Annotated in this window: 13 protein-coding genes; 9 read left to right on the plus strand and 4 right to left on the minus strand. The window is 56.2% G+C overall.

All coding sequences use genetic code 11. From position 1 onward, the window contains the following. Window positions 1-53: 53 nt before the first annotated feature. Genes D888_RS0105205 through D888_RS0105215 form a run of 3 tightly spaced genes read right to left on the minus strand, consistent with a single transcriptional unit; the run spans window position 54 to window position 3,818 of the window. Window positions 54-2,030 carry a transglutaminase TgpA family protein gene (locus D888_RS0105205; protein ID WP_020675484.1) on the minus strand — a complete coding sequence of 659 codons (1,977 nt, stop codon included), beginning with the start codon at window positions 2,028-2,030 and terminating at the stop codon, window positions 54-56. Then, a complete protein-coding gene (locus D888_RS0105210) occupies window positions 2,020-2,847 on the minus strand; it encodes a DUF58 domain-containing protein (RefSeq protein WP_169513266.1) in 828 nt (275 codons plus the stop codon). The genes D888_RS0105205 and D888_RS0105210 overlap by 11 nt, the downstream gene beginning before the upstream one ends. Before the next feature lie 32 nt (window positions 2,848-2,879). After that, on the minus strand, window positions 2,880-3,818 hold the full coding sequence (locus D888_RS0105215; RefSeq protein ID WP_020675486.1) for an AAA family ATPase: 939 nt from the start codon (window positions 3,816-3,818) through the stop codon (window positions 2,880-2,882). A 194-nt stretch (window positions 3,819-4,012) separates the two neighbouring features. Between D888_RS0105215 and D888_RS0105220 the strand changes: the two genes are divergently transcribed. The 8 genes from D888_RS0105220 to glgC all read left to right on the plus strand — a co-directional run bounded on the left by D888_RS0105220 (window position 4,013) and on the right by glgC (window position 16,447). Continuing rightward, a complete protein-coding gene (locus D888_RS0105220; protein ID WP_020675487.1) occupies window positions 4,013-5,917 on the plus strand; it encodes an AMP-dependent synthetase/ligase in 1,905 nt (634 codons plus the stop codon). Window positions 5,918-6,280: 363 nt separating this feature from the next. Then, window positions 6,281-9,232: an insulinase family protein gene (locus D888_RS0105225; protein ID WP_020675488.1), complete on the plus strand. Its 2,952-nt coding sequence runs from the start codon at window positions 6,281-6,283 to the stop codon at window positions 9,230-9,232. A gap of 45 nt (window positions 9,233-9,277) precedes the next feature. Then, window positions 9,278-11,425 (plus strand): bifunctional 23S rRNA (guanine(2069)-N(7))-methyltransferase RlmK/23S rRNA (guanine(2445)-N(2))-methyltransferase RlmL, encoded by a 2,148-nt coding sequence (rlmKL, locus tag D888_RS0105230; RefSeq protein WP_020675489.1) that lies wholly within the window; start codon window positions 9,278-9,280, stop codon window positions 11,423-11,425. A 26-nt stretch (window positions 11,426-11,451) separates the two neighbouring features. After that, window positions 11,452-12,273, plus strand: a complete 822-nt coding sequence (locus D888_RS0105235) for a TRAP transporter TatT component family protein (protein WP_020675490.1) — start codon at window positions 11,452-11,454, stop codon at window positions 12,271-12,273. Window positions 12,274-12,291: 18 nt separating this feature from the next. Next, window positions 12,292-13,293: a TRAP transporter substrate-binding protein gene (locus D888_RS0105240; RefSeq protein WP_020675491.1), complete on the plus strand. Its 1,002-nt coding sequence runs from the start codon at window positions 12,292-12,294 to the stop codon at window positions 13,291-13,293. Then, entirely contained in the window at window positions 13,290-13,790 is a 501-nt protein-coding gene (locus tag D888_RS0105245; RefSeq protein WP_020675492.1) for a TRAP transporter small permease, read from the plus strand. Before D888_RS0105240 ends, D888_RS0105245 begins: the two co-directional genes overlap by 4 nt. Next, a complete protein-coding gene (locus tag D888_RS0105250; RefSeq protein ID WP_020675493.1) occupies window positions 13,787-15,049 on the plus strand; it encodes a TRAP transporter large permease in 1,263 nt (420 codons plus the stop codon). The genes D888_RS0105245 and D888_RS0105250 overlap by 4 nt, the downstream gene beginning before the upstream one ends. Window positions 15,050-15,205: 156 nt before the next feature. Further along, the gene (glgC, locus tag D888_RS0105255; protein ID WP_020675494.1) at window positions 15,206-16,447 is read left to right on the plus strand and encodes a glucose-1-phosphate adenylyltransferase; all 1,242 of its coding nucleotides are present in this window, start codon (window positions 15,206-15,208) and stop codon (window positions 16,445-16,447) included. Between the two features lie 253 nt (window positions 16,448-16,700). Here the strand turns inward: glgC and ettA are convergent, their stop codons facing one another. Further along, complete coding sequence (gene ettA / locus D888_RS0105260) at window positions 16,701-18,377, minus strand: energy-dependent translational throttle protein EttA (protein ID WP_020675495.1); 1,677 nt, start codon at window positions 18,375-18,377, stop codon at window positions 16,701-16,703. A 358-nt stretch (window positions 18,378-18,735) separates the two neighbouring features. Here ettA and D888_RS0105270 point away from each other — a divergent pair, with 358 nt between their 5' ends. After that, window positions 18,736-19,746 carry a PhoH family protein gene (locus D888_RS0105270; RefSeq protein WP_020675497.1) on the plus strand — a complete coding sequence of 337 codons (1,011 nt, stop codon included), beginning with the start codon at window positions 18,736-18,738 and terminating at the stop codon, window positions 19,744-19,746. Window position 19,747 lies beyond the last annotated feature (1 nt).

Here is a 19,747-nt window from a genome sequence, read left to right on the forward strand (position 1 = left end):
CTTGTCTTTGAAAGCAAAAATTCGTTTCAAGCTACGGAATCTTAAGGCGTTTGTCAATCTTTGACTGTTGCCGTGTCCCGGCCTTTCACGGAGGTATAAATCTCTTCGTGAACATGTTTGAAGCAGAATTGATGCGCTGGAATTTGCTGAATAATACGATTTAACTGCATGAGCTCGTTGGGGTCCAGTTCAGCCCCTCGATAGAGCGCAGCCCCATAAATCCGGGCAAAGTCTGCACAGAGAGGCTCCTGGCTTAGCTCGGCAATCGCAAAAAGTCCGAGATGATCGGGAATTTCCGTCTCGCCTGTCGCCTTGCGCAGGGCGCGCAGGTAACGCTTCATTATTTTCTGTTCTTGACTGGGATGTTTACCAAGTTTCCTGAACGACAGTCCGAGAGGGATAAAAAAGCAGAGCGGCAGTAACCACCAGAGATAACCTCCGGGTAATTCAGGTTTGAACTGGTGCAGTCTCTTGCCCGTCGCAAATAGAAGCGTCATCTGGGCCTGCAGGTCGTAAGTGATGACAAATCGACTCCAGGCCGTATCCAGAAAATCGGTGACCGTTTGCGACCAATTGAAAGGCAGACGTGCCAGCCCGTTAACCGCCACGCCGGCGTTGATTGCCAGTCGACTGGGGTCGAGTCGTTGCCAATGATTTTGATCATCAAGCGCTTCAACCCAGACGTGTGCCATATCTTCATCGACCAGATAGTAGCCGCCCAATTCGTTATAGCGCCCTCCCAGATAGCCGCCGACCAGCCTGGTCGGCACCCCTGAGATACGCAGGAGAAGCGCGTATGATGAAGCAAAATATTCGCAGTAGCCGCGTTTACTGTCGAACAGAAAGGTCTCGACCGGGGTCTCACTCAGTTGCAGGTTGCGTGCGGCATAGGACAGTTTCTGCTGGCGGAAAAAATCGGTTGCGGCCCGGATCTTTGACGCGCGGTCAGGCTGTTTGGCGATTTCGGCGGCAATCATGGTGAGGCGCTGCCCGCTGTGCTCAGGAATTTGAAGATAAAAGTCTTCTCTGGCAATGTCTTTTATTTCTTGAACGCCGCTGCGGGAAGACACAACCCTGTAGCGAAAGGATTTTCCCTGGCGGTAGCGGGCTTCAAACACCCCATCGGCAGAGACGCTGTTTCTGATTTCGGAGATTTCAATCGGCAGATCGAGCCCGGGAAGGTAGCGATCATTGCGCGGTTGACTGAAAATAAGCTGTGATGTTTTTAGGGCTTTCTCCGTGTTGATATCCGCCGGTGCCCTTTTGTCGCGAGTCCAGCGGCGCCCGTCGGTCTGGTTCAACACCAGCCCACGCCAGTAAAGTTCCTGTGGATCGATTGCGGCCATCTCGACTCGAAATGCCGCTGCGCCACTACTACCGAGATTGGCCAGACTTCCCGGGCTGACCTCTTCACTGAACCCGGCGTTTGAGGTAGCTGCCGGATTGAGGAAGTTCCACAACGGGTGTTCGGTGCGGGGGAGCAGGGTGAAGAAGAACAGCATCAGGAGCAAGGATCCGAGCGGTAACATTGATCCGGTGCGGAGCAGGCTGCGCCACTGTTGAGGGTTCAGCTGCAGCGTCGGATCCGTGGCGTAGAAACTGGTCAATAGCAAGCCGAAGGTCACCAGACTGATCAGCAGGATCAAACTGATCAGGTAGCCGGCGCTGAGACTCAGCAGAGATGATGCCGCCAGAATAAAGGTCGACAAGACAAAAATCTGCAGCAGGTTGCGCCCCGATTTGTCGGTCACCAGGCGCACTGCAAGGAGCAAGACCAGCATGTTGATGAGCGGTTCAACAATGTTGGTCCGTGACATCTGCAACAGGTAAAAGAAGAAGCAACCGAATGAGAGCAGGGTCGCCGGGAGCGGGCGCAGCACTTGCAGCTTGCGCCGATCCGCAATAAAACCCGCGATCAATGCCGCAAGCCCGGCGATTTGGGCGAGAGGAGTTAGATACAGAAAGGCCGGCGCCAGCCCGATTATGGCCACGAGGCTGGCGAGGATCTGCAGCACCTTCTCAACGGCCATGGTAGAGAGCCAGTTCGGTTAGGAGGCGGCGGCGCTGTCCATTGCCGCTTTGGGGTGAGATGAAACGTCCATTGAGCTTGAGACCGACCGGGCGCTGGTGGCGGAATTGCTCGAGCATCAGGCCCGTCGCCCGCCGGAGTTTCTCCTCAGTGGCCCCAGCCAGCTGAGCAATGTCGATCACGATCGGCTCTGCACCAAGGCCCTCATGTTGCTTGACCTTAAGACTGTTATGGCGTGCTGACAGCTTCCAGTGGATCGCCTTCAGCGGTTCTCCTCCACGGTAATCGTGGATCCCCCGCAGGTCGCCACTATCGCCGCTGACCGAACGCGCCAGCTGGTGGCGTTGGGCGTGATACCCTGCTACCGTCGGGGCTTGAGTCCGCTGTGGTTGAGGGAAAACCAGTAACTCCTGGTTAACTTCGATGCGCAGCGACCGCACAAAAAAGTTGATCGGAAAGCAGGAGTCGATCCAGATATATTTTAGCTGTTGCTGGCCGCGCCGGGACCAGTTCAGCATCAGACTCTGTTCTTCGGTGCCCCTGGCGGAGATCTGTGGAAAGAGCGGGAAGTCCGCGCCGAGATGCACGCGGATCAGGAAGGCTGGCAAGCGGTGGCGACGATTCTGTACACAGACCCCGATCAGGGTTGGCTGACCGGCAAAGATCTCCTGCGGCAAGGTGAGTTTGATCAGGAGGTTGCGCAGATTCTGCTGTCCCAGCCAGCCGGAGACGGCCATGAAACCGAGCAGGGCCGAGACCAGCAGGTACAGCAGGTTGTTGCCGGTGTTGACCGCCGCAAAGCCAAGAAACAGCGTCATGCCGACATAAACCATGCCGGCTCGGGTAAGTTTTAGGCCATAGGAACGGGCAGTTTTTGGAGCAGCGATCGGATGATCTCCTGTTTGTTCTGGGTTTCGTATTCGGTTTTCAGAATCAGGCGGTGAGCCGTCACCGGCAGCGCGATCGCCTGGACATCTTCAGGAACAACATAATTACGTCCCTTTAAGTAGGCCTCAGCGCGGGCGGCATCGGCCAGGTTGATCCCGCCGCGGGTTGAAATTCCCGCTAAAACCAGAGGATGTTGACGGCTCGCCTCGACCAGGTCGTAGATGAACCCCGCAACCTTCGTCCCGAGGGTGATCTCTGCCACAGCCTCGCGGGTTTCAAGAATCTGGGCGCGGCCGAGCAATGGTTCGATCCGGTCGAGTTGGTGTCGGATGCTGCCATGCTGAATAATCTGCCGTTCAAGCTCGGGCGGTGGATAGCCGATACCGGTCGCGGCCAGAAAACGGTCGAGTTGAGACTCCGGCAGGGCAAAGGTGCCGATCTGTTCCGCCGGATTCTGGGTGGCAATCACCATGAAGGGGTCCGGGAGGCTATAGGTTTTCCCTTCGAGGGTAACCCGACGTTCTTCCATCGCTTCGAGCATGGCACTCTGGGTTTTTGGCATGGTCCGGTTGACTTCATCGAGCAGCACCAGGTTGCTGAAGATCGGGCCTTCGATGAAACGAAAATTGTTCTTTTCGCGATCGAAAATTGATAGACCGGTTATGTCAGAGGGGAGCAGGTCGCTGGTGCACTGAACGCGACCGAAGCTCAGGCCGAGAATCTTCGACAGGGCCAGGGCCAGGCTGGTCTTGCCCAGACCGGGGATATCCTCGATCAGCAGGTGTCCGCCTGAGAGCAGGCAGATCATCGCGATGCGCAGTGCACGCACCTTTCCCTGGAGAATATCATGCGTCAGATTGTCGATAATTTGCAGAATCAGGTCGCGGTGCGGGAGCTGCATTATTCAAGGTTCTCCATAACAGGGAAAGGATGACGCTAACCATTATAGCGACAAATGATCCGGCAGGTCTGCAGGGGTTAAAAATCTTCTTCTCAAAAAAGTTGAGTTAAGCGCGGTGGAATCTTGCACAGTCCCTGTTTGCCGCTTATGATGAGGGGAGGGGATTCAACTCTTTAGCGACGGGTGAGCTCAGAATGCACAGATATAGCGATATAAATTACGGTACACTGTTCGAAATGTTCCTGCACAGTCGTTCCCAATATGCCGAGCAGATCGCCTTTGTTTATCGCGCAGCGGGGAGCGAATTCAGCGTCAGTTATGAAAAGCTCTACGAAGATGTTGTGATCCTGACGCGGGCCTTTGTCGAGCGGGGCATGAAAAAGGGGAGCCGGGTGATGATCCTGTCGGACAACCGCTACGGCTGGATTGTGACCGATATGGCCCTGGTCGCCCTCGGCGCGGTGAGTGTGCCGCGCGGTAGCGACACCCCGACGAGCGAGTTGGAATTTATCCTCGATCATTCGGCCTGCGAATTTCTGGTGATTGAAACCTCGGCGCTGCTCAAGGCCCACGAAGAGATGTTAAAGCGCAAAAAAATGCGCGCTATCTTTCTGATTGAAGGGGAGAAGACTCACCGCTGGTTTGATAACGTCTACAGCTATAACGACTTGCTCGAAGACCGGCGACTGACTGTGGATGAACTGGAAGTCTTTGCCGCGCGCTGCTTGCATTTGACTCAGGACGATCTTTTTACCCTGATCTACACCAGTGGCACCACCGGGGTTCCCAAGGGGGTGCGTCTAACCCACCGCAATATCATGTACAACGTGCGGAATCTGCCGCACCTGGTCGGTCTACGCGAGACTGACCGCTTTGTCTCGATCCTGCCGAGCTGGCACATTTTTGAGCGGGCGGTGGAATATCTCGCCCTCTCACAAGGCTGCTGTACGGTTTATTCCACGGTCAAGACCTTTGCCGCTGACCTGGAAAGCTATCGCCCGACGCTGGTGGCGACGGTCCCGCGCTTGTGGGAATCACTCCATGCCCGGGTCAACGGGACCCTTGAAAAAGAAAATCCCCGCCGCGCAAAAATTTTCCGGACCCTGGTCGCCATTTCGACAGCAACTAACCGCCAGCGGCGTATTCTGCGTGATCAACTGCCGATTTTCACCCAACAACCTTTCTTCAGACGTTGGCTGCGGAAGCTGCGGGCACTGTCCTGTCTGCTGTTACTGGTCCTGCCGGATAAGCTGGCCAAGTCACGTCTGCTGGCGGTGCAAGAGAAATTCGGTGGCCGTCTGCGCATGGCGATCAGCGGCGGCGGGAGTTTGCCTCCCTGGCTTGACGAGTGGATCGACGCCGTCGGCATTCGGATCGTTAACGCCTATGGCATGACCGAGTGTGCACCGGCCATCGCCGGGCGCGCCCTCAACTGCGAAACCTTCAGCACCCTCGGACTGCCGGTGGCCGACACCGAACTACGAATTGTCGATGAACAGGATCAGCCGGTTGCTGCCGGAGTTGAAGGCGAAATTCAGGTGAAGGGCGACCAGGTCTTTTCCGGTTACGAAAATAATGCCGAAGAAGATGACAAATCCTTTACCCCCGATGGCTTCTTCCGCACCGGCGACCTCGGGATGTTGACCCTGCGTGGTGAACTGGTGATTACGGGGCGCTCCAAAGAGATTATCGTGCTGGCCAGCGGCGAAAATGTTGACCCCAGCCGCATCGAGTCAGCGATTACGCGTCTGCCGTTTATCAGTGACGCGGTCCTGGTCGGGCAGGATAAAAAAGGGCTCGGAGCGCTGGTGGTTGCCGACTTCGATAAGCTGCGCGAGTTCGCTGCCAGCAAGCTGGATATGATCATTGAGAGTACCGAGCATCTGCGCAGCAATCATCATCTGCTCGAAAAGGTCAAGGCCGAGATGAATCGCATGCTGAACAGCAAGAAAGGCTTCAAGCCGTTCGAGAAGTTACAGAATATCCATTTTCTCGAGGGTGAGTTCAAACCTGGGGAAGAGTTGACCAATACCCTGAAGAAAAAACGTCACGTCATTGAAAAAAAATATCACGAGCTGATTAGCAAACTCCTGAAATAGGTTGCCGCAGTTATCCGTTGCAAAGAAAAGGCACGAGTCTGCTTGTCTCTATCATGACGCGCGGCACGCAGCACCGGCGGGGCGGGCCGCCAATCGCCGAGGGAGACAGAAGAACGTATGTTTGGATCATAGACAGACAGCTTGGGCGTTCGATTCTCCCGGGCGTTCTCGGCGCAATTTTCGGAAGACGTCGCACAAGCCAAAACAAAAAATTTCGACCGCAGCAGAGTCTTAACTTCAGTGGGGGGCATTTTAGATGGATTGACACTGGTCAGTCTCGCTCCCCTCGGGTATGGTGTAAGATTACAGTTGCAGGTAACCAGAGTCCCTGCCCCGATCACCAATAGCCGAAAGTCATTGACCATGAAAAAATATTCCTTCACTCCCGGGCAACGCTTGTCCGGGTTTATTATTGAGCAGATCGACGAAATTCCCGGAATTCAGGCGCGCATGATCCGCCTGCGCCACGAAAGGACCGGTGCACGTTACATGCACCTCGAGCGTGCCGATACCAATCGCCTGTTCGGCGTGGGCTTTCGCACCCCGCCGGATGATTCGACCGGGGTGGCGCATATCCTCGAACATACCGCGCTCTGCGGTTCGCAGCGTTTTCCGGTGCGCGACCCCTTCTTTTCGATGCTCAAGCGCAGCCTTAACAGCTTCATGAACGCCATGACCGCCAGTGACTGGACGCTCTACCCCTTCTCCAGCCAGAATCACAAAGATTTTAATAATCTGCTGGATATCTATCTTGACGCCGCCTTCTTCCCCAACCTGACCGAGCGTGACTTTTCCCAGGAAGGGCACCGGCTCGAATTTGAAGAGATGGAGAACCCCCTGTCGCCGCTGGTCTACAAGGGGGTGGTTTACAATGAGATGAAGGGGGCGATGTCCGACCCCTCCTCGCTGCTTTCGCGCCGTCTGGGCCGGGCGCTCTATCCGACCACAACCTATCATCATAATTCGGGCGGTGAGCCGTCAGATATTCCTGATCTCAGCTGGCAGCAGCTGCGTGATTTTCACGCGCGCTTCTATCATCCCTCCAACGCCTGGTGCTTCAGCTACGGTGACCTTGATCTGCCGGAACTGCTGCAAAAGGTCGCGGTACAGGCCCTTGACCGCTTTGACAGGATTCAACCGGACAGTGAGGTGCCCCCGGAAACCCGCATCACCGCGCCCAAGCAGGTTCGAGAGTCTTATCCCCTCGACGCCGGGGAGGAGACGGCAGGTAAATCAATGGTCCAGATGGCCTGGCTAACCTGCGATATCGACGAAAGTGTCGAGCGTCTGGGGCTGTCGCTGCTTTCGACCCTGCTGCTCGGCAACCCCTCAACTCCACTCTACAAGGCGCTGATCGACTCAGGGCTGGGGGCGAATCTGGCCCCTGGGTGCGGCTTTCAGGATGACAACCGCACCACCTGCTTTTCCGTCGGCCTGCAGGGGACCGATCCCGATAAATTGTCGCAGATTGAGGCGTTGATCATTGAGACCCTGAAGCAGATTGCCGCTGCCGGGTTCAGTGACGAACGGGTTGAAGGGGCTATCCACCGTCTTGAATTTTCCAATCGTGAAGTCACCGGTGACAGCTACCCCTATGGGCTGCAACTGCTGATGCGCATGTTCGGTCCCTGGTTGCATGGCGGCGACCCGCTGAGCGCGCTTGATTTTGATACCCAGTTGCAGGAGTTGCGCAAAAAACTGGCGGAAGGACCCTATCTACAAGTTTTGTTGCAGCGTTGGCTCATCGATAATCCGCATCGGGTGACGCTGTTGCTTGAGCCGGACCACCAGCTGCGCGGTCAGGAAGAACAGGCGTTGCAGAAAAAGCTGGCGGCGCTGGCCGCAAGCCTTGATGGCGGGCAGAAGCAGAAGATTATCGCTCAGGCCAAGGCCCTGCAGCAGTCGCAGGAGTCGGAGGAGAATCTCTCCTGCTTGCCGACCCTCGAGTTGACTGATATTGAAACCGAAGAAACGCCGGTAGAGGTCAGTGAGGAGACCGTTGCGGGGGTGCCGCTGATGTTGTGCGCCCAGCCGACCAACGGTATCGGGTTTCTGGCGCTGAACATGCCGATCGATTCTCTTTCGGCCGAACTGTTGCCGCTTTTGCCGATTTTTAGTGGTCTGTTGACCCAGGTCGGAACCACAGCCTCCAGTTACGTGCAGCTGGCACAAAAGATCGAAGCCGTGTCCGGCGGAATCAGTGCGCGCACTTCGTTGTTGGAGGATCCGCAGGACCATGCGGCCTTCACCGCCAGTTTCGTGGTCAAGGGCAAGGCTCTCACCCGGAACGCAGCCGCGATGTGTGAACTGCTCGGTGAAATCCTGACAGGGCTCGATTTCTCCGATATCGGCCGGATTCGGCAGGTCCTTGATCAAATCCGGATTTCACTGGCAAACTCGGTCCCGTCCTCCGGGCATTCCTATGCCGCCCGCGCCGCAGCTGCCTATCTGTCCCCGGCGGCGCGTCTGCGTGAACTCTGGTCGGGCCTCGAACAGGTTGCGCTGGTCCAGAAACTGGCCCAGCAGGATGATGAGCAGTTGCGGGAGACCGCCGAACGTCTGCAGCAGATCGCTGGGCTGCTCTTCAATCGCAGCGGAATGCAGGCCGCACTGACCGCCGAAGCCGGGCAATTCGAGGCATTTACCTCGCCCCTTGAAGCACTGCTGAAGGTTCTGCCGGGCAAAACGGCGGGCGGGCAGGGGCTCCCTCAGCTGGAGCCTGTCCCTCAACGGCAGGGGTGGGTCTTTTCGGTACCGGTCAACTATGTGACCCGGGTTTTCGCGGCGCCCGCCTTTACCCACCCGGATAGCGCGGCCTTGACAGTACTCTCTAAGCTGCTGCGTTCCGAATACCTGCACCGTGAAATTCGCGAGAAGGGGGGAGCCTACGGCGGAATGGCGGGCTATAATGCGGAAGCCGGAATCTTCTCGCTGCTCTCTTATCGCGATCCGCATCTGGAGCGGACGCTTCAGGTCTACGAAGATGCGATCGCCTGGGTGGTCACGGCAAGCCTCAGCGATGAAGTGATCAAGGAGTCGATTCTGGCCGTTTTCAGTGACCTTGATCGACCGCATTCACCCAGCGGGAACGGTGCGCGCGAATTCGCCAACCGACGCCAGGGGATGACCCTTGAACTGCGCAATCAGATGCGCCGGCGTTTACTGTCAGTCGACCGAAAACAACTGGTGGAGGTGGCGAAACGCTGGTTGATGGGGGAGGGTATCAGTGCCGTGTCGGTCTTGGCCGGTGAAGAGGCGCTGAAGGCGTACAATGCCGCTCATCCCGAACAGGCGCTGGAACTGAAGCGCTTGTGATTGTCCCTACCGGACCAACCTTTATTGAAAGTGTTTTCTTTAGCTATGTCTGATCAATCCTATTTTGCGACCGCCGCGCGCGGACTCGAAACGCTGCTGGTTACGGAACTCGTCTCCTTCGGCGCCGTCGAAGTTGAGGAGGCGATCGGAGGTGTCCACTTTCAGGGTCCGCTGCAGGTTGCCTTGCGGGCCTGTCTCTGGTCGCGGTTGGCGAGTCGGATTCTGGCGCCGATCGCCGAGTTCGCGGCCGATACCACTGATCAACTTTATGACGGTGTCAGGCAGATCGACTGGCGTCAACATCTGGATATCACCAGCAGTCTGGCGGTGGATGCCCATGTGTCGCAATCAAAAATCGACCATTCCCGCTATGCCCTGTTACGGGTCAAAGACGCGGTGGTCGACCAGCTGCGCGACAGCAACGGCCAGCGGCCCAATATCGATCCTCTCGATCCCGATCTGCGACTGAATCTTTATCTTTTCCGTAATCGCGCGACCATCAGCATCGATCTCAGCGGCGCTGCTCTGCACAAGCGTGGTTACCGCAGCGACGGCCTGAGCGCACCGCTCAAAGAGAATCTGGCGGCCGCGATTCTGCTCAGCTGCGACTGGCCAGCAATCCATGCGGCCGGTGGGGCCTTTCTCGACCCGATGTGCGGTTCCGGCACTCTGCCGCTTGAGGCTGCGATGATCGCGACGGATTCCGCTCCCGGTCTCCATCGTGAGCACTTCGGTTTTCTGGGTTGGCGTCAGTTCGACGGTCAGCACTGGGATGAGCTGCTGGAGGAGGCCGAAGCACGCAAGATCGCAGGTCTCGAACGTCAGCATCCACCGCTGATCGGTTACGATGAAAACACCCGCGCCATCCGTCAGGCCTGGGAGCATGCCCGGGCCGCCGGGGTGGATCGCTGGGTGCATTTCGAGCGGCGTGAGCTGGGGCAGGTTGAACCCCCGGCGACCGAGTCGGGGTTGCTGGTGACCAATCCCCCTTACGGTGAACGACTGGGAGAGGCTTCAGACTTGCCGCCCCTTTATAATCGGCTGGGGGAGAAGATGTGTGCCTTCGGCGGCTGGCAGGCGGGGGTGATCACAAGTGAAGTGGAACTGGGGCGGGCCATCGGCCTGCGCGCCCATCAGCGGACCCCGCTCTATAACGGGGCGCTCAAGTGCCAGTTGCTGCATTTTACCCTAGATGAAACCAACCACTGGAAATCACTGGCCGATGGCGCCGGACGTCCGGTGGCTCGCCGGCTGACCGCAGAAGCCGAGATGCTGGCCAACCGTCTGCGCAAGAACCGTAAAAAACTATCAAAGTGGCTGAAAGCTGAACGCCTGGAATGCTACCGTTTGTATGACGCCGATCTGCCGGAATTCAACATGGCGATCGATATTTATGGCGACGAGGTTCATCTTCAGGAATATCAGGCGCCCAAAGATGTCCCCGAACAGAAGGCCGAACGGAGGGTACGTGACGCTGTCTCGGCGGTCATGCAGGTCCTGGAGGTGCCGAACGGAGCGGTACATACCAAACAGCGCCAGCGCCAGAAGGGGGTCAGCCAATATCAACGCCAGGATCGGCGTGGCGTACTCAAACAGGTCAACGAGGGGGATTTGCGGTTTCTGGTGAACTTGAGTGATTATATTGACACTGGGCTGTTTCTGGATCACCGTCCGACGCGCCAACTGTTGCGTTCGCTGGCAGCGGGGACGCGCTTTCTCAATCTGTTTGCCTATACCGGAACCGCCAGCGTTTATGCCGCTGCCGGCGGTGCGGCGGAAACTACCACCGTCGATATGTCCCGCACCTACACCGACTGGGCGCAAAAGAATATGCAGCTGAACGGTTTTGACGGGCCGCAGCATCAGTTCGTGCAGGCCGATTGTCTCAGCTGGCTGGAGCAGCCGCAAAAAAGCTATGATCTGATCTTTCTCGATCCGCCCTCTTTTTCCAATTCCAAGGGGATGGACGGCACCTTTGACATTCAGCGTGATCATGTGAGGATTCTGCAGTCAGTCATCAAATTCCTGGCGTCCGGAGGGATTCTGATTTTTTCCAACAATCTGCGCAGTTTCAAGCTGGACAGCGACCAGTTGCCTGGGCTGAAGATTGAAGAGCTGAGTAACCAGACCCTGCCGCCTGACTTTGCCCGCAACCCGCGGATTCACAACTGCTGGCGCATCGAAAGGGCTTAACTCTTGTGCCTGAAAGAGGGGATGCCATGCACTACCTGTTAGTTCTGATGGTCCTGTTGCTGTCGGGCTGCGGTCTCAGCAGTATGCCGCAGCACATGGCACAGGCGACGCTGGATCAGACCGATCCCGAAACCGTCGCTGCGGCGGCACCCGCCTATCTGCTGCTGTTCGACAGTTTGATTGATGCCGACCCTCAAGACGTTGATTATCTGCGGGATGCTGCTGGGCTTTACGCTCTTTTCGGTGACGTGTTGATTACGGATAAGGTGCGTTCAAAGCGGTTGAGTGAACGCTCTTTTGCTTACGCGAATCGCGCCATCTGCAATGAGGAGCATGAGCTTTGCGGTCTGAATGCCCTGCCATTTGATCCCTTTGTAGCGAAAATGAAAACCTTCGCCGAGCTCGCTCCCGCCCTGCGACTGGTTTATCTGCAGAGCTGGCTGGTCTATTTGAAACATCATGCCGACGACTGGAATGAACTGGCGCGCCTGCCCCAGCTCGAAGCGCTGGTCGGTTACCTCCTGCACCATGAAGAAGGAGCAGAGAGCCCACAGCTGCATCTCTATCTGGCTATTCTGCAGACCCTGCGTCCTGCGATGTATGGTGGCAAGCCGGAAGAGGGACGACTGAATTTTGAGAGAGCCATGAAGCTCGCCCCTGATGATCTCTCGATCAAGGTCGCCTTTGCGCGCTTTTATGCACGTGGAGTTTATGATAAGGAACTTCATGATCGCTTGCTGAATGAGGTGCTGACCGCCGACCCGGTGAAGCCCGGCTTCACCCTGCTGAATACTCTGGCCCAACGTGACGCGCGTGAACTTTTGGCTTCTGGACCTGACTTTTTCTAAAAAACGGAGATAATTAATATGCTGCGCAACCTGTCCCTTCTGTTCCTGCTTCTGCTCATACCCTTATCGGCCAGTGCCCTGACGCTCAAGCTGGCGACCGTCGTCCCTGAAGGCTCAAGCTGGATGGTGCAGATGCGTGACGGCGCCAAACAGGTCGAAGAGAAGACCGCCGGTCGGGTCAAGATCAAGCTCTACGGCGGTGGTGTCATGGGCAATGAAAAGGCGGTACTGCGCAAGATTCGTATCGGGCAGTTGCAGGGCGGTGCCTTTACCAGCGGAGCCATGGCCACGGTCGCTCCTGACCTCAGTCTTTATAGTCTGCCGATGCTGTTCAACTCCCTTGAAGAGGTTGATTTCGTGCGTGCCAGCATGGATTCAATGATGATCAAGGCGCTCAAGGATGCACAGTTTACCTGTTTTGGTCTTGCCGGAGGGGGGATGGCGCTGATGTTCTCCAAGACGCCGATTGCTAATTTGGCCGATCTAGCGGGAAAAAAGGTCTGGGTGCCCGAGGGGGATCTCGCCAGTTATGCCGCGATGGAAGCCAACGGCCTGACCCCGGTTACCCTGCCGTTGACCGATGTGCTCACCGGTCTTCAGACTGGCCTGATCGACGTCATCGGTTCGTCGCCGCTGGCCGCTATCGCCTTTCAGTGGCACACCCAGGTCAAGTATTTCAGCCCGACGCCGCTCTCCTATATTTTCGCCATGCTGGTGCTTGATTCCAAGGTGATGGACAAGATGTCCAGCGCGGATCAGCAGGTGGTAAGCGCGGTATTTGAGGGGATTTATCAGCGGCTCGATAAGGAAAATCGCCAGGAAAATGCCCAGGCCGAAGAGGCCTTGCGCAAACAGGGGCTTATCGAAGAGCAACCGCTGCAGCAACTCGCGCAGATGCGTGCGGCGACTGAAGCCGCCCTTTCAACCCGTGCCCAGGAAGGACTTTTCAGTGCCGATCGCTACGCTGAAATCAAGGCACTGTTACAGAAGTATCGTAGCCAGGGAAAGGGGACAAAGTGAGTATTGGCGGGCTGCTAAAGCGTCTGGATGCGCTGGGTCGACGTATCGAAGATGTGCTGCTCGCAATCCTGCTGACCGGCATGATTCTGCTGGCCGGCTGGCAGATTGTGCAGCGTAATTTTATTGGCGGCGGCATGAGTTGGGCGGACGAGTTTCTGCGCCTGCTGGTCTTGTGGCTCGGCCTGCTCGGAGCCATGGCCGCCAGTCGTGATGACCGTCATATCGCCATCGACTTGTTACTGCGTTTTATGCCGAAGAAAATCAAACCTCTGGTCCAGATCATGTTGCACCTTTTTACTTCGACGGTCTGCGGCATGCTTGCCTTTTATTCGTTTAAATTCATCCAGATGGAACAGGAATATCAAACCAAAGTCATGACCGGGCTGCCCGCGTGGTGGTTTGAACTGATCCTGCCCCTCGGCTTCGGCATGATGTGCCTGCGCTACCTTGGCCATGTGCGTCGCACTATCTACCCACTCCCGGAAGAGGTCGTATGAGCGTGTTACTCCCACTTTTCGCCCTGTTCGGTGCGCCATTGTTCGCGATTATTGCGGCCAGCGCCATGTGGGGTTTTCATTCAAGTGGGATCGATCTGACCGTGATGCCGATCGAGATCTACCGCCTGGCCGAAATGCCGGTGCTGCTGGCGATTCCGCTGTTTACTTTTTCCGGCTATCTGCTCGGCGAAAGCGGCGCTCCGGGTCGCCTGATGCGGCTGTCACGCGCCTTTCTCGGTTGGTTTCCGGGTGGTCTCGGGGTGGTCGCCCTGATCGCCTGTGCCTTCTTTACCGCCTTCACCGGCGCCTCCGGGATCACGATCATTGCCCTGGGAGCGATTCTCTATCCTGCGCTGGAGCAGGCCGGCTACGAGAAAAATTTCAACCTCGGCCTGATTACGACCTCCGGCAGTCTCGGTCTGCTCTTTGCGCCGTCACTCCCTCTGATTCTTTACGGCATTGTCGCGCAGCAGGCGGGTGGTGATATCAGCGTCAATCTGGATGATCTCTTTCTGGCCGGCGCATTGCCGGGGATTTTGATGCTGGTTCTGCTCAGCGGCTACGTGGTCTACAAGCGCCGGGGAAAGAAACTTGGGGGGAAGATAACCCTTGGCGAGGTACGCAGTTCCCTGCGTGAATCGATCTGGGAACTGCCGCTCCCTTTTGTGGTACTGGGCGGAATCTATAGTGGTTACTTTGCCGTCAGCGAAGCTGCCGCGGTTACCGCCTGCTATGTGCTTTTGGTCGAGGTTTTCATCCTGCGTGAAATCTCCCTGCGCCAGCTGCCGGTCATCATGCGTCAATCGATGGTGCTGGTGGGCGGTATCCTGCTGATCCTGGGGGTTTCTCTCGCCTCGACCAGCTACATGATCGACGCCGAAGTTCCGGCCAAACTGTTCCATTATGTCCAGTCGCATGTCGAAGGGCGCCTGACCTTTCTGCTGCTGCTCAATATCTTCCTGCTGTTGCTCGGCGCTCTGCTCGATATTTTCTCGGCGCTGGTGCTGGTCGTTCCGTTGATCCTGCCGGTCGCGCTCAGCTACGGCATTGACCCCCTGCATCTCGGGATCATCTTTCTTGCCAATATGCAGATCGGCTACATCACCCCTCCCGTCGGGCTCAACCTGTTTATTGCCAGTTATCGTTTTGATGTGCCGGTGCTTACGCTCTATAAATCGACCTGGCCGTTCTTTTTACTGCTGCTCGCATCGGTACTGATTATTACCTATGTGCCTTTTTTGTCACTCTGGTTTCGTTAGCATTTGCAAAAAGGGTGCTTCAGCCTGTTAGAATAAATCTATAAAGAACCCTGCCGGTCTTAACGACTGCTCTTAACTTAGATTGGTTGAAGAGGTTTTAAAAATATTCAGCTAAATACTTAAATCGACTAGCTGTTACGCAAGGAGGGACACTTTATGTATTCCATGGACGGTGTAGGGAGAAATACCATCGCGATGGTGCTGGCCGGGGGGAAGGGGGAGCGGCTCAGCCCGCTGACCTTGCGTCGGGCCAAACCGAGCGTAGCCTTCGGCGGGAAGTACAAGATCATCGATTTTGTGCTCTCCAATCTGTTTAATTCGGGGATCAAGAAGGTCTATATCCTCACCCAGTACCGGGCCTACTCACTCAACAAGCATATCCGCGAGTCCTGGGGGAAATGGACCGGACTCGGTGAGTTCTACGTCGATATCTCGCCAGAGACCAGCAGCGAAAGCGAGGAGTGGTTCAAGGGGACCGCCGACGCCATTCTGCAATATCTGCGCTTTGTCGAATCCACCGACGCGGAATATGTGGCGGTCTTCGGCGGTGATCATATTTACAAGATGGACGTCACCCAGATGATCAATTTCCACCGCATGAATCGTGCAGACATCACGATTGCCGCGCTGGAAGTCCCGGTCGAAGAAGCCAGCCGGTTTGGGGTTTTTTCCGTGGACGAAGAGTCGCAGGTCATCGGGTTCGATGAAAAGCCAGAGAAACCTGAACGGATTCCGGGGCGCGAGACCTGTTTTGCCTCCATGGGCAACTATATTTTCCCCACCAAAAAGTTGATCGAAGTGCTGCTCGAGGGGAAGAAAAAGCATGCGGATCTTGATTTCGGCAAGCACGTGATCCCGATGATGCTGGCAAAGGGGGACCGGGTCTTTGCCTACAACTTCAATGATAACCTGATCTCCGGCATGCGGGCCGAGGAGCGTGGTTATTGGCGTGACGTGGGCACCCTTGACTCTTATTATGAGGCGAACATGGATCTGGTCAATGTGTCGCCGCAGCTGAACCTGTATAACTACAAGTGGCCCATTTTGACCAATCAGGGGAATCTGCCGCCCGCCAAGACTGTTTTTGACGGTGATGACCGTCGCGGCCAGAATATTGATTCCTACGTCTGTGCCGGCTGTATCACCAGCGGCAGCACGGTGCGACGCTCGATTCTGGGACCGCGCTGTAAAATCAACAGCTACAGCCTGGTTGAAGACTCCATCCTCTTCGAAAATGTCACGGTCGGACGGCACGTCCAGATCCGCAAAGTGATTATCGACAAGAATGTCGCGATACCGGACGGGGCGATCATCGGCTATGATCCTGACGCCGATCGGAGCAAGGGGTTCACGGTAACCGAATCCGGGATTGTCGTGGTGCCGCGACCCGATAAGTGATCTGTGACACCTGTGCATGAAGGAGGACTTTTTCCCGAGTCGATATTCTGGAAAAAACAGGTCGTGAAGCGACAGGACCAAACCCCGTGATCGCCCCTCTCTAGTCTGGCAATGACTTAGCCTGCGACTATTTATCAAATAAAGAAAGGCCAACCCTGTGTCGAGGTTGGCCTTTCTTTATTTGAACTGAACGATAGGTTGCAGTCCTTGTTTGTCCTGCAAGGTACCTGACCCTTTGGTATTTATCAGAATGCTACTGTCGGGTCAGATTCCGATAACGGATACGGTGGGGCTGGTCGGCGTCGCGACCGAGGCGCTTTTTACGGTCTTCTTCATATTCGGAGTAGTTCCCTTCGAACCAGAGTACCTGAGAATCCCCCTCAAAGGCGAGGATGTGGGTGGCGATGCGGTCGAGGAACCAGCGGTCATGGCTGATGACCACGGCGCAGCCGCCGAAGTTTTCGAGCCCCTCTTCCATGGCGCGCAGGGTGTTGACGTCGAGGTCATTGGTCGGCTCATCGAGCAAGAGGACGTTGGCTTCCTCGCGCAGCATTTTGGCCAGGTGCACGCGGTTGCGCTCGCCGCCGGAGAGGACGCCGACCTTCTTCTGCTGGTCGCTGCCGGAAAAGTTGAAGCGCGCGACATAGGCGCGGCTGTTGACCGACTGGTTGCCGACCATGATGATCTCCTGGCCGCCGGTGATCTCTTCGAAGATGGTTTTGTTGGCGTCGAGTTGACGGGCTTGATCGACGTAGCCGAGTTTGACGGTTTCGCCGACCTTGATACTGCCGCTGTCGGGCTGATCCAGGCCGGTGATCATGCGGAAGAGCGTGGTTTTACCGGCGCCGTTGGGGCCGATGACACCGACAATGCCGCCGGGGGGGAGGCTGAAGCTGAGTTTGTCGATGAGCAGGCGCTCGCCGAAGGCCTTGCTGATCTCCTTGGCTTCCACGACGATCCCGCCGAGGCGTGGTCCCGGCGGAATATAGAGTTCCAGCGTCTGCTCTTTGGCTGCGGCCTCATTGCCGAGCAGTTTTTCGTAGGCGCTGATCCGTGATTGACTTTTGGCATGCCGACCCTTGGGCGACATGCGGATCCACTCCAACTCGCGTTGCAGGGTCTGCTGGCGCTTGCTTTCGGACTTCTCTTCCTTCCGCAGCCGCTCCTGTTTCTGCTCCAGCCAACTGGAATAGTTTCCCTTCCAGGGGATGCCCTGGCCACGATCGAGCTCTAAAATCCAGCCGGCGACATTGTCAAGAAAGTAACGGTCGTGGGTGACCGCGATGACCGTTCCCTGATAACGCTGCAGGTGCTGCTCCAGCCAGGCGACGGTTTCGGCGTCCAGGTGGTTGGTCGGCTCGTCGAGGAGCAGAATGTCCGGTTTCGCCAGCAGCAGGCGGCAGAGCGCCACGCGGCGTTTTTCACCACCGGACAGATTCTTGATCGGGGTCTCGGGCGGCGGGCAGCGTAGCGATTCTTCGGCCAGTTCCAGGCGCGAGTCGAGATCCCAGGCGTCAGAGGCATCAAGTTTATCCTGTACCTTGGCCTGGCGTTCGAGCAGTTTGTCCATATCGCAATCAGGATCGGCGAAAGCGTTGTTGATCTCTTCAAATTCGGCCAGCAGATCGACGGTCTCCTGAACACCTTCCTTGACCACATCACGCACGGTCTTACTGTCGTCGAGTTTCGGTTCCTGCTCCAGATAGCCGACGCTGTAATCGCCGGAAAGGGCCGCTTCGCCGTTAAAATCTTTGTCGACCCCAGCCATGATCTTGAGCAGGGTCGATTTGCCTGAACCGTTCAGACCGAGCACACCGATCTTGGCTCCATAGTAATAGGAGAGGGAGATGTCTTTGATGATCGGCTGCTTGTTGTAGCTCTTGCTGACGCGCATCATTGAATAGATGATTTTTTTTGTGTCTTCGCTCATGGTTTCAACCGGGTGGCTAGGGATTAAGAAACAGTGAAATAATCGAAGGGTCTGTATAGCATTGCCACTGCCCGGGGGGCAAGTGGGGCAGGCGCCGGAGCTGTCAGTTGCGATACTCATTTCATCACTAAGGCTGAATTGCTTCCGGGAGTCGAGATAGAGGCGGTTTTGTCGGGGGACGCACAGCATAACCATTTTGGAGGAGGGGCGCAGAGCTTGATCGAATTTTCAGTTGGATCGACCAGAAATCTGGTTCAGGTCGGCTTTTTTGGGACACGCTTCAGAGATTGCAAAAAGCGCAGTTTTGATGCTAGATTGCGCCAGTGAATAGATACTTACCTTCAGGTCCAGCCTCGCTATGAGTCGCACGCAGAAATTTATTGTTGCTGATGCTGATCTCGTCGGAGCACTTTTGGGCCGTCAGAATCGCTATGTAAAGCAGGTCGCGCTCGCGCTAGGGATACGTATTGGCAGCAAGGGACTTGAGCTGCATTTCTCCGGTGACGCCGCCCAGGCTGAAATCGGACGGCGGGTTTTCGAAGAACTGGAGCAACTCCTCAAAGAGGGGATGCCGCTCTATCCCCCCGATGTCGATTATGCAGTGCGGATTCTTTGTCAGGATTCCTCTACAAAATTACGCGACATCTTTCTTGATACTGTTTTTATTTCTGCCCGCAAAAAAATCATCGGTCCAAAAAGTCTGGCGCAAAAACACTACATCGACGCAATTCGGGCGCATCATGTGGTTTTTGGTGTCGGTCCGGCGGGTACCGGCAAGACTTACCTCGCCATGGCCATGGCTGTTGCCGCTTTAATGCGTAAAGAGGTCAGTCGTATTTTGCTGGTACGCCCGGCTGTGGAGGCGGGGGAAAAGCTGGGGTTTCTGCCGGGAGACCTGGCAGAAAAAATCAATCCCTATCTGCGGCCGCTCTATGATGCTCTGTTTGATATGCTTGAGCCAGAGCGTGGGAAAGAGCTGGTTGCAAACGGCATTATTGAGGTTGCTCCGTTGGCGTTCATGCGCGGGCGAACTCTGAACGACGCCTTTGTTATCCTGGATGAAGCACAGAACACCACCAGTGAACAAATGAAGATGTTTTTAACCCGCCTCGGGTTCGGCAGTCGCGCGGTGGTGACGGGTGATGTGACTCAGATTGACCTGCCAGCAAGCAGCAACTCCGGCTTGTTAAGTGCGATTGATGTGCTCTCCAACGTCAGTGGTATCTGTTTTAATTATTTCAGCGATATCGATGTGGTCAGGCACCCGATCGTTCAGTCGATCGTTCAGGCCTACGAAGCGGCCGACAAGCGTTCACTGCGTCCCGGGCGCAATCTGAATCTCACGTCGGGCGAAGGAGCCAAAAACTAAA

The sequence above is a fragment of the Geopsychrobacter electrodiphilus DSM 16401 genome (assembly GCF_000384395.1).
GTDB lineage: Bacteria > Desulfobacterota > Desulfuromonadia > Desulfuromonadales > Geopsychrobacteraceae > Geopsychrobacter > Geopsychrobacter electrodiphilus.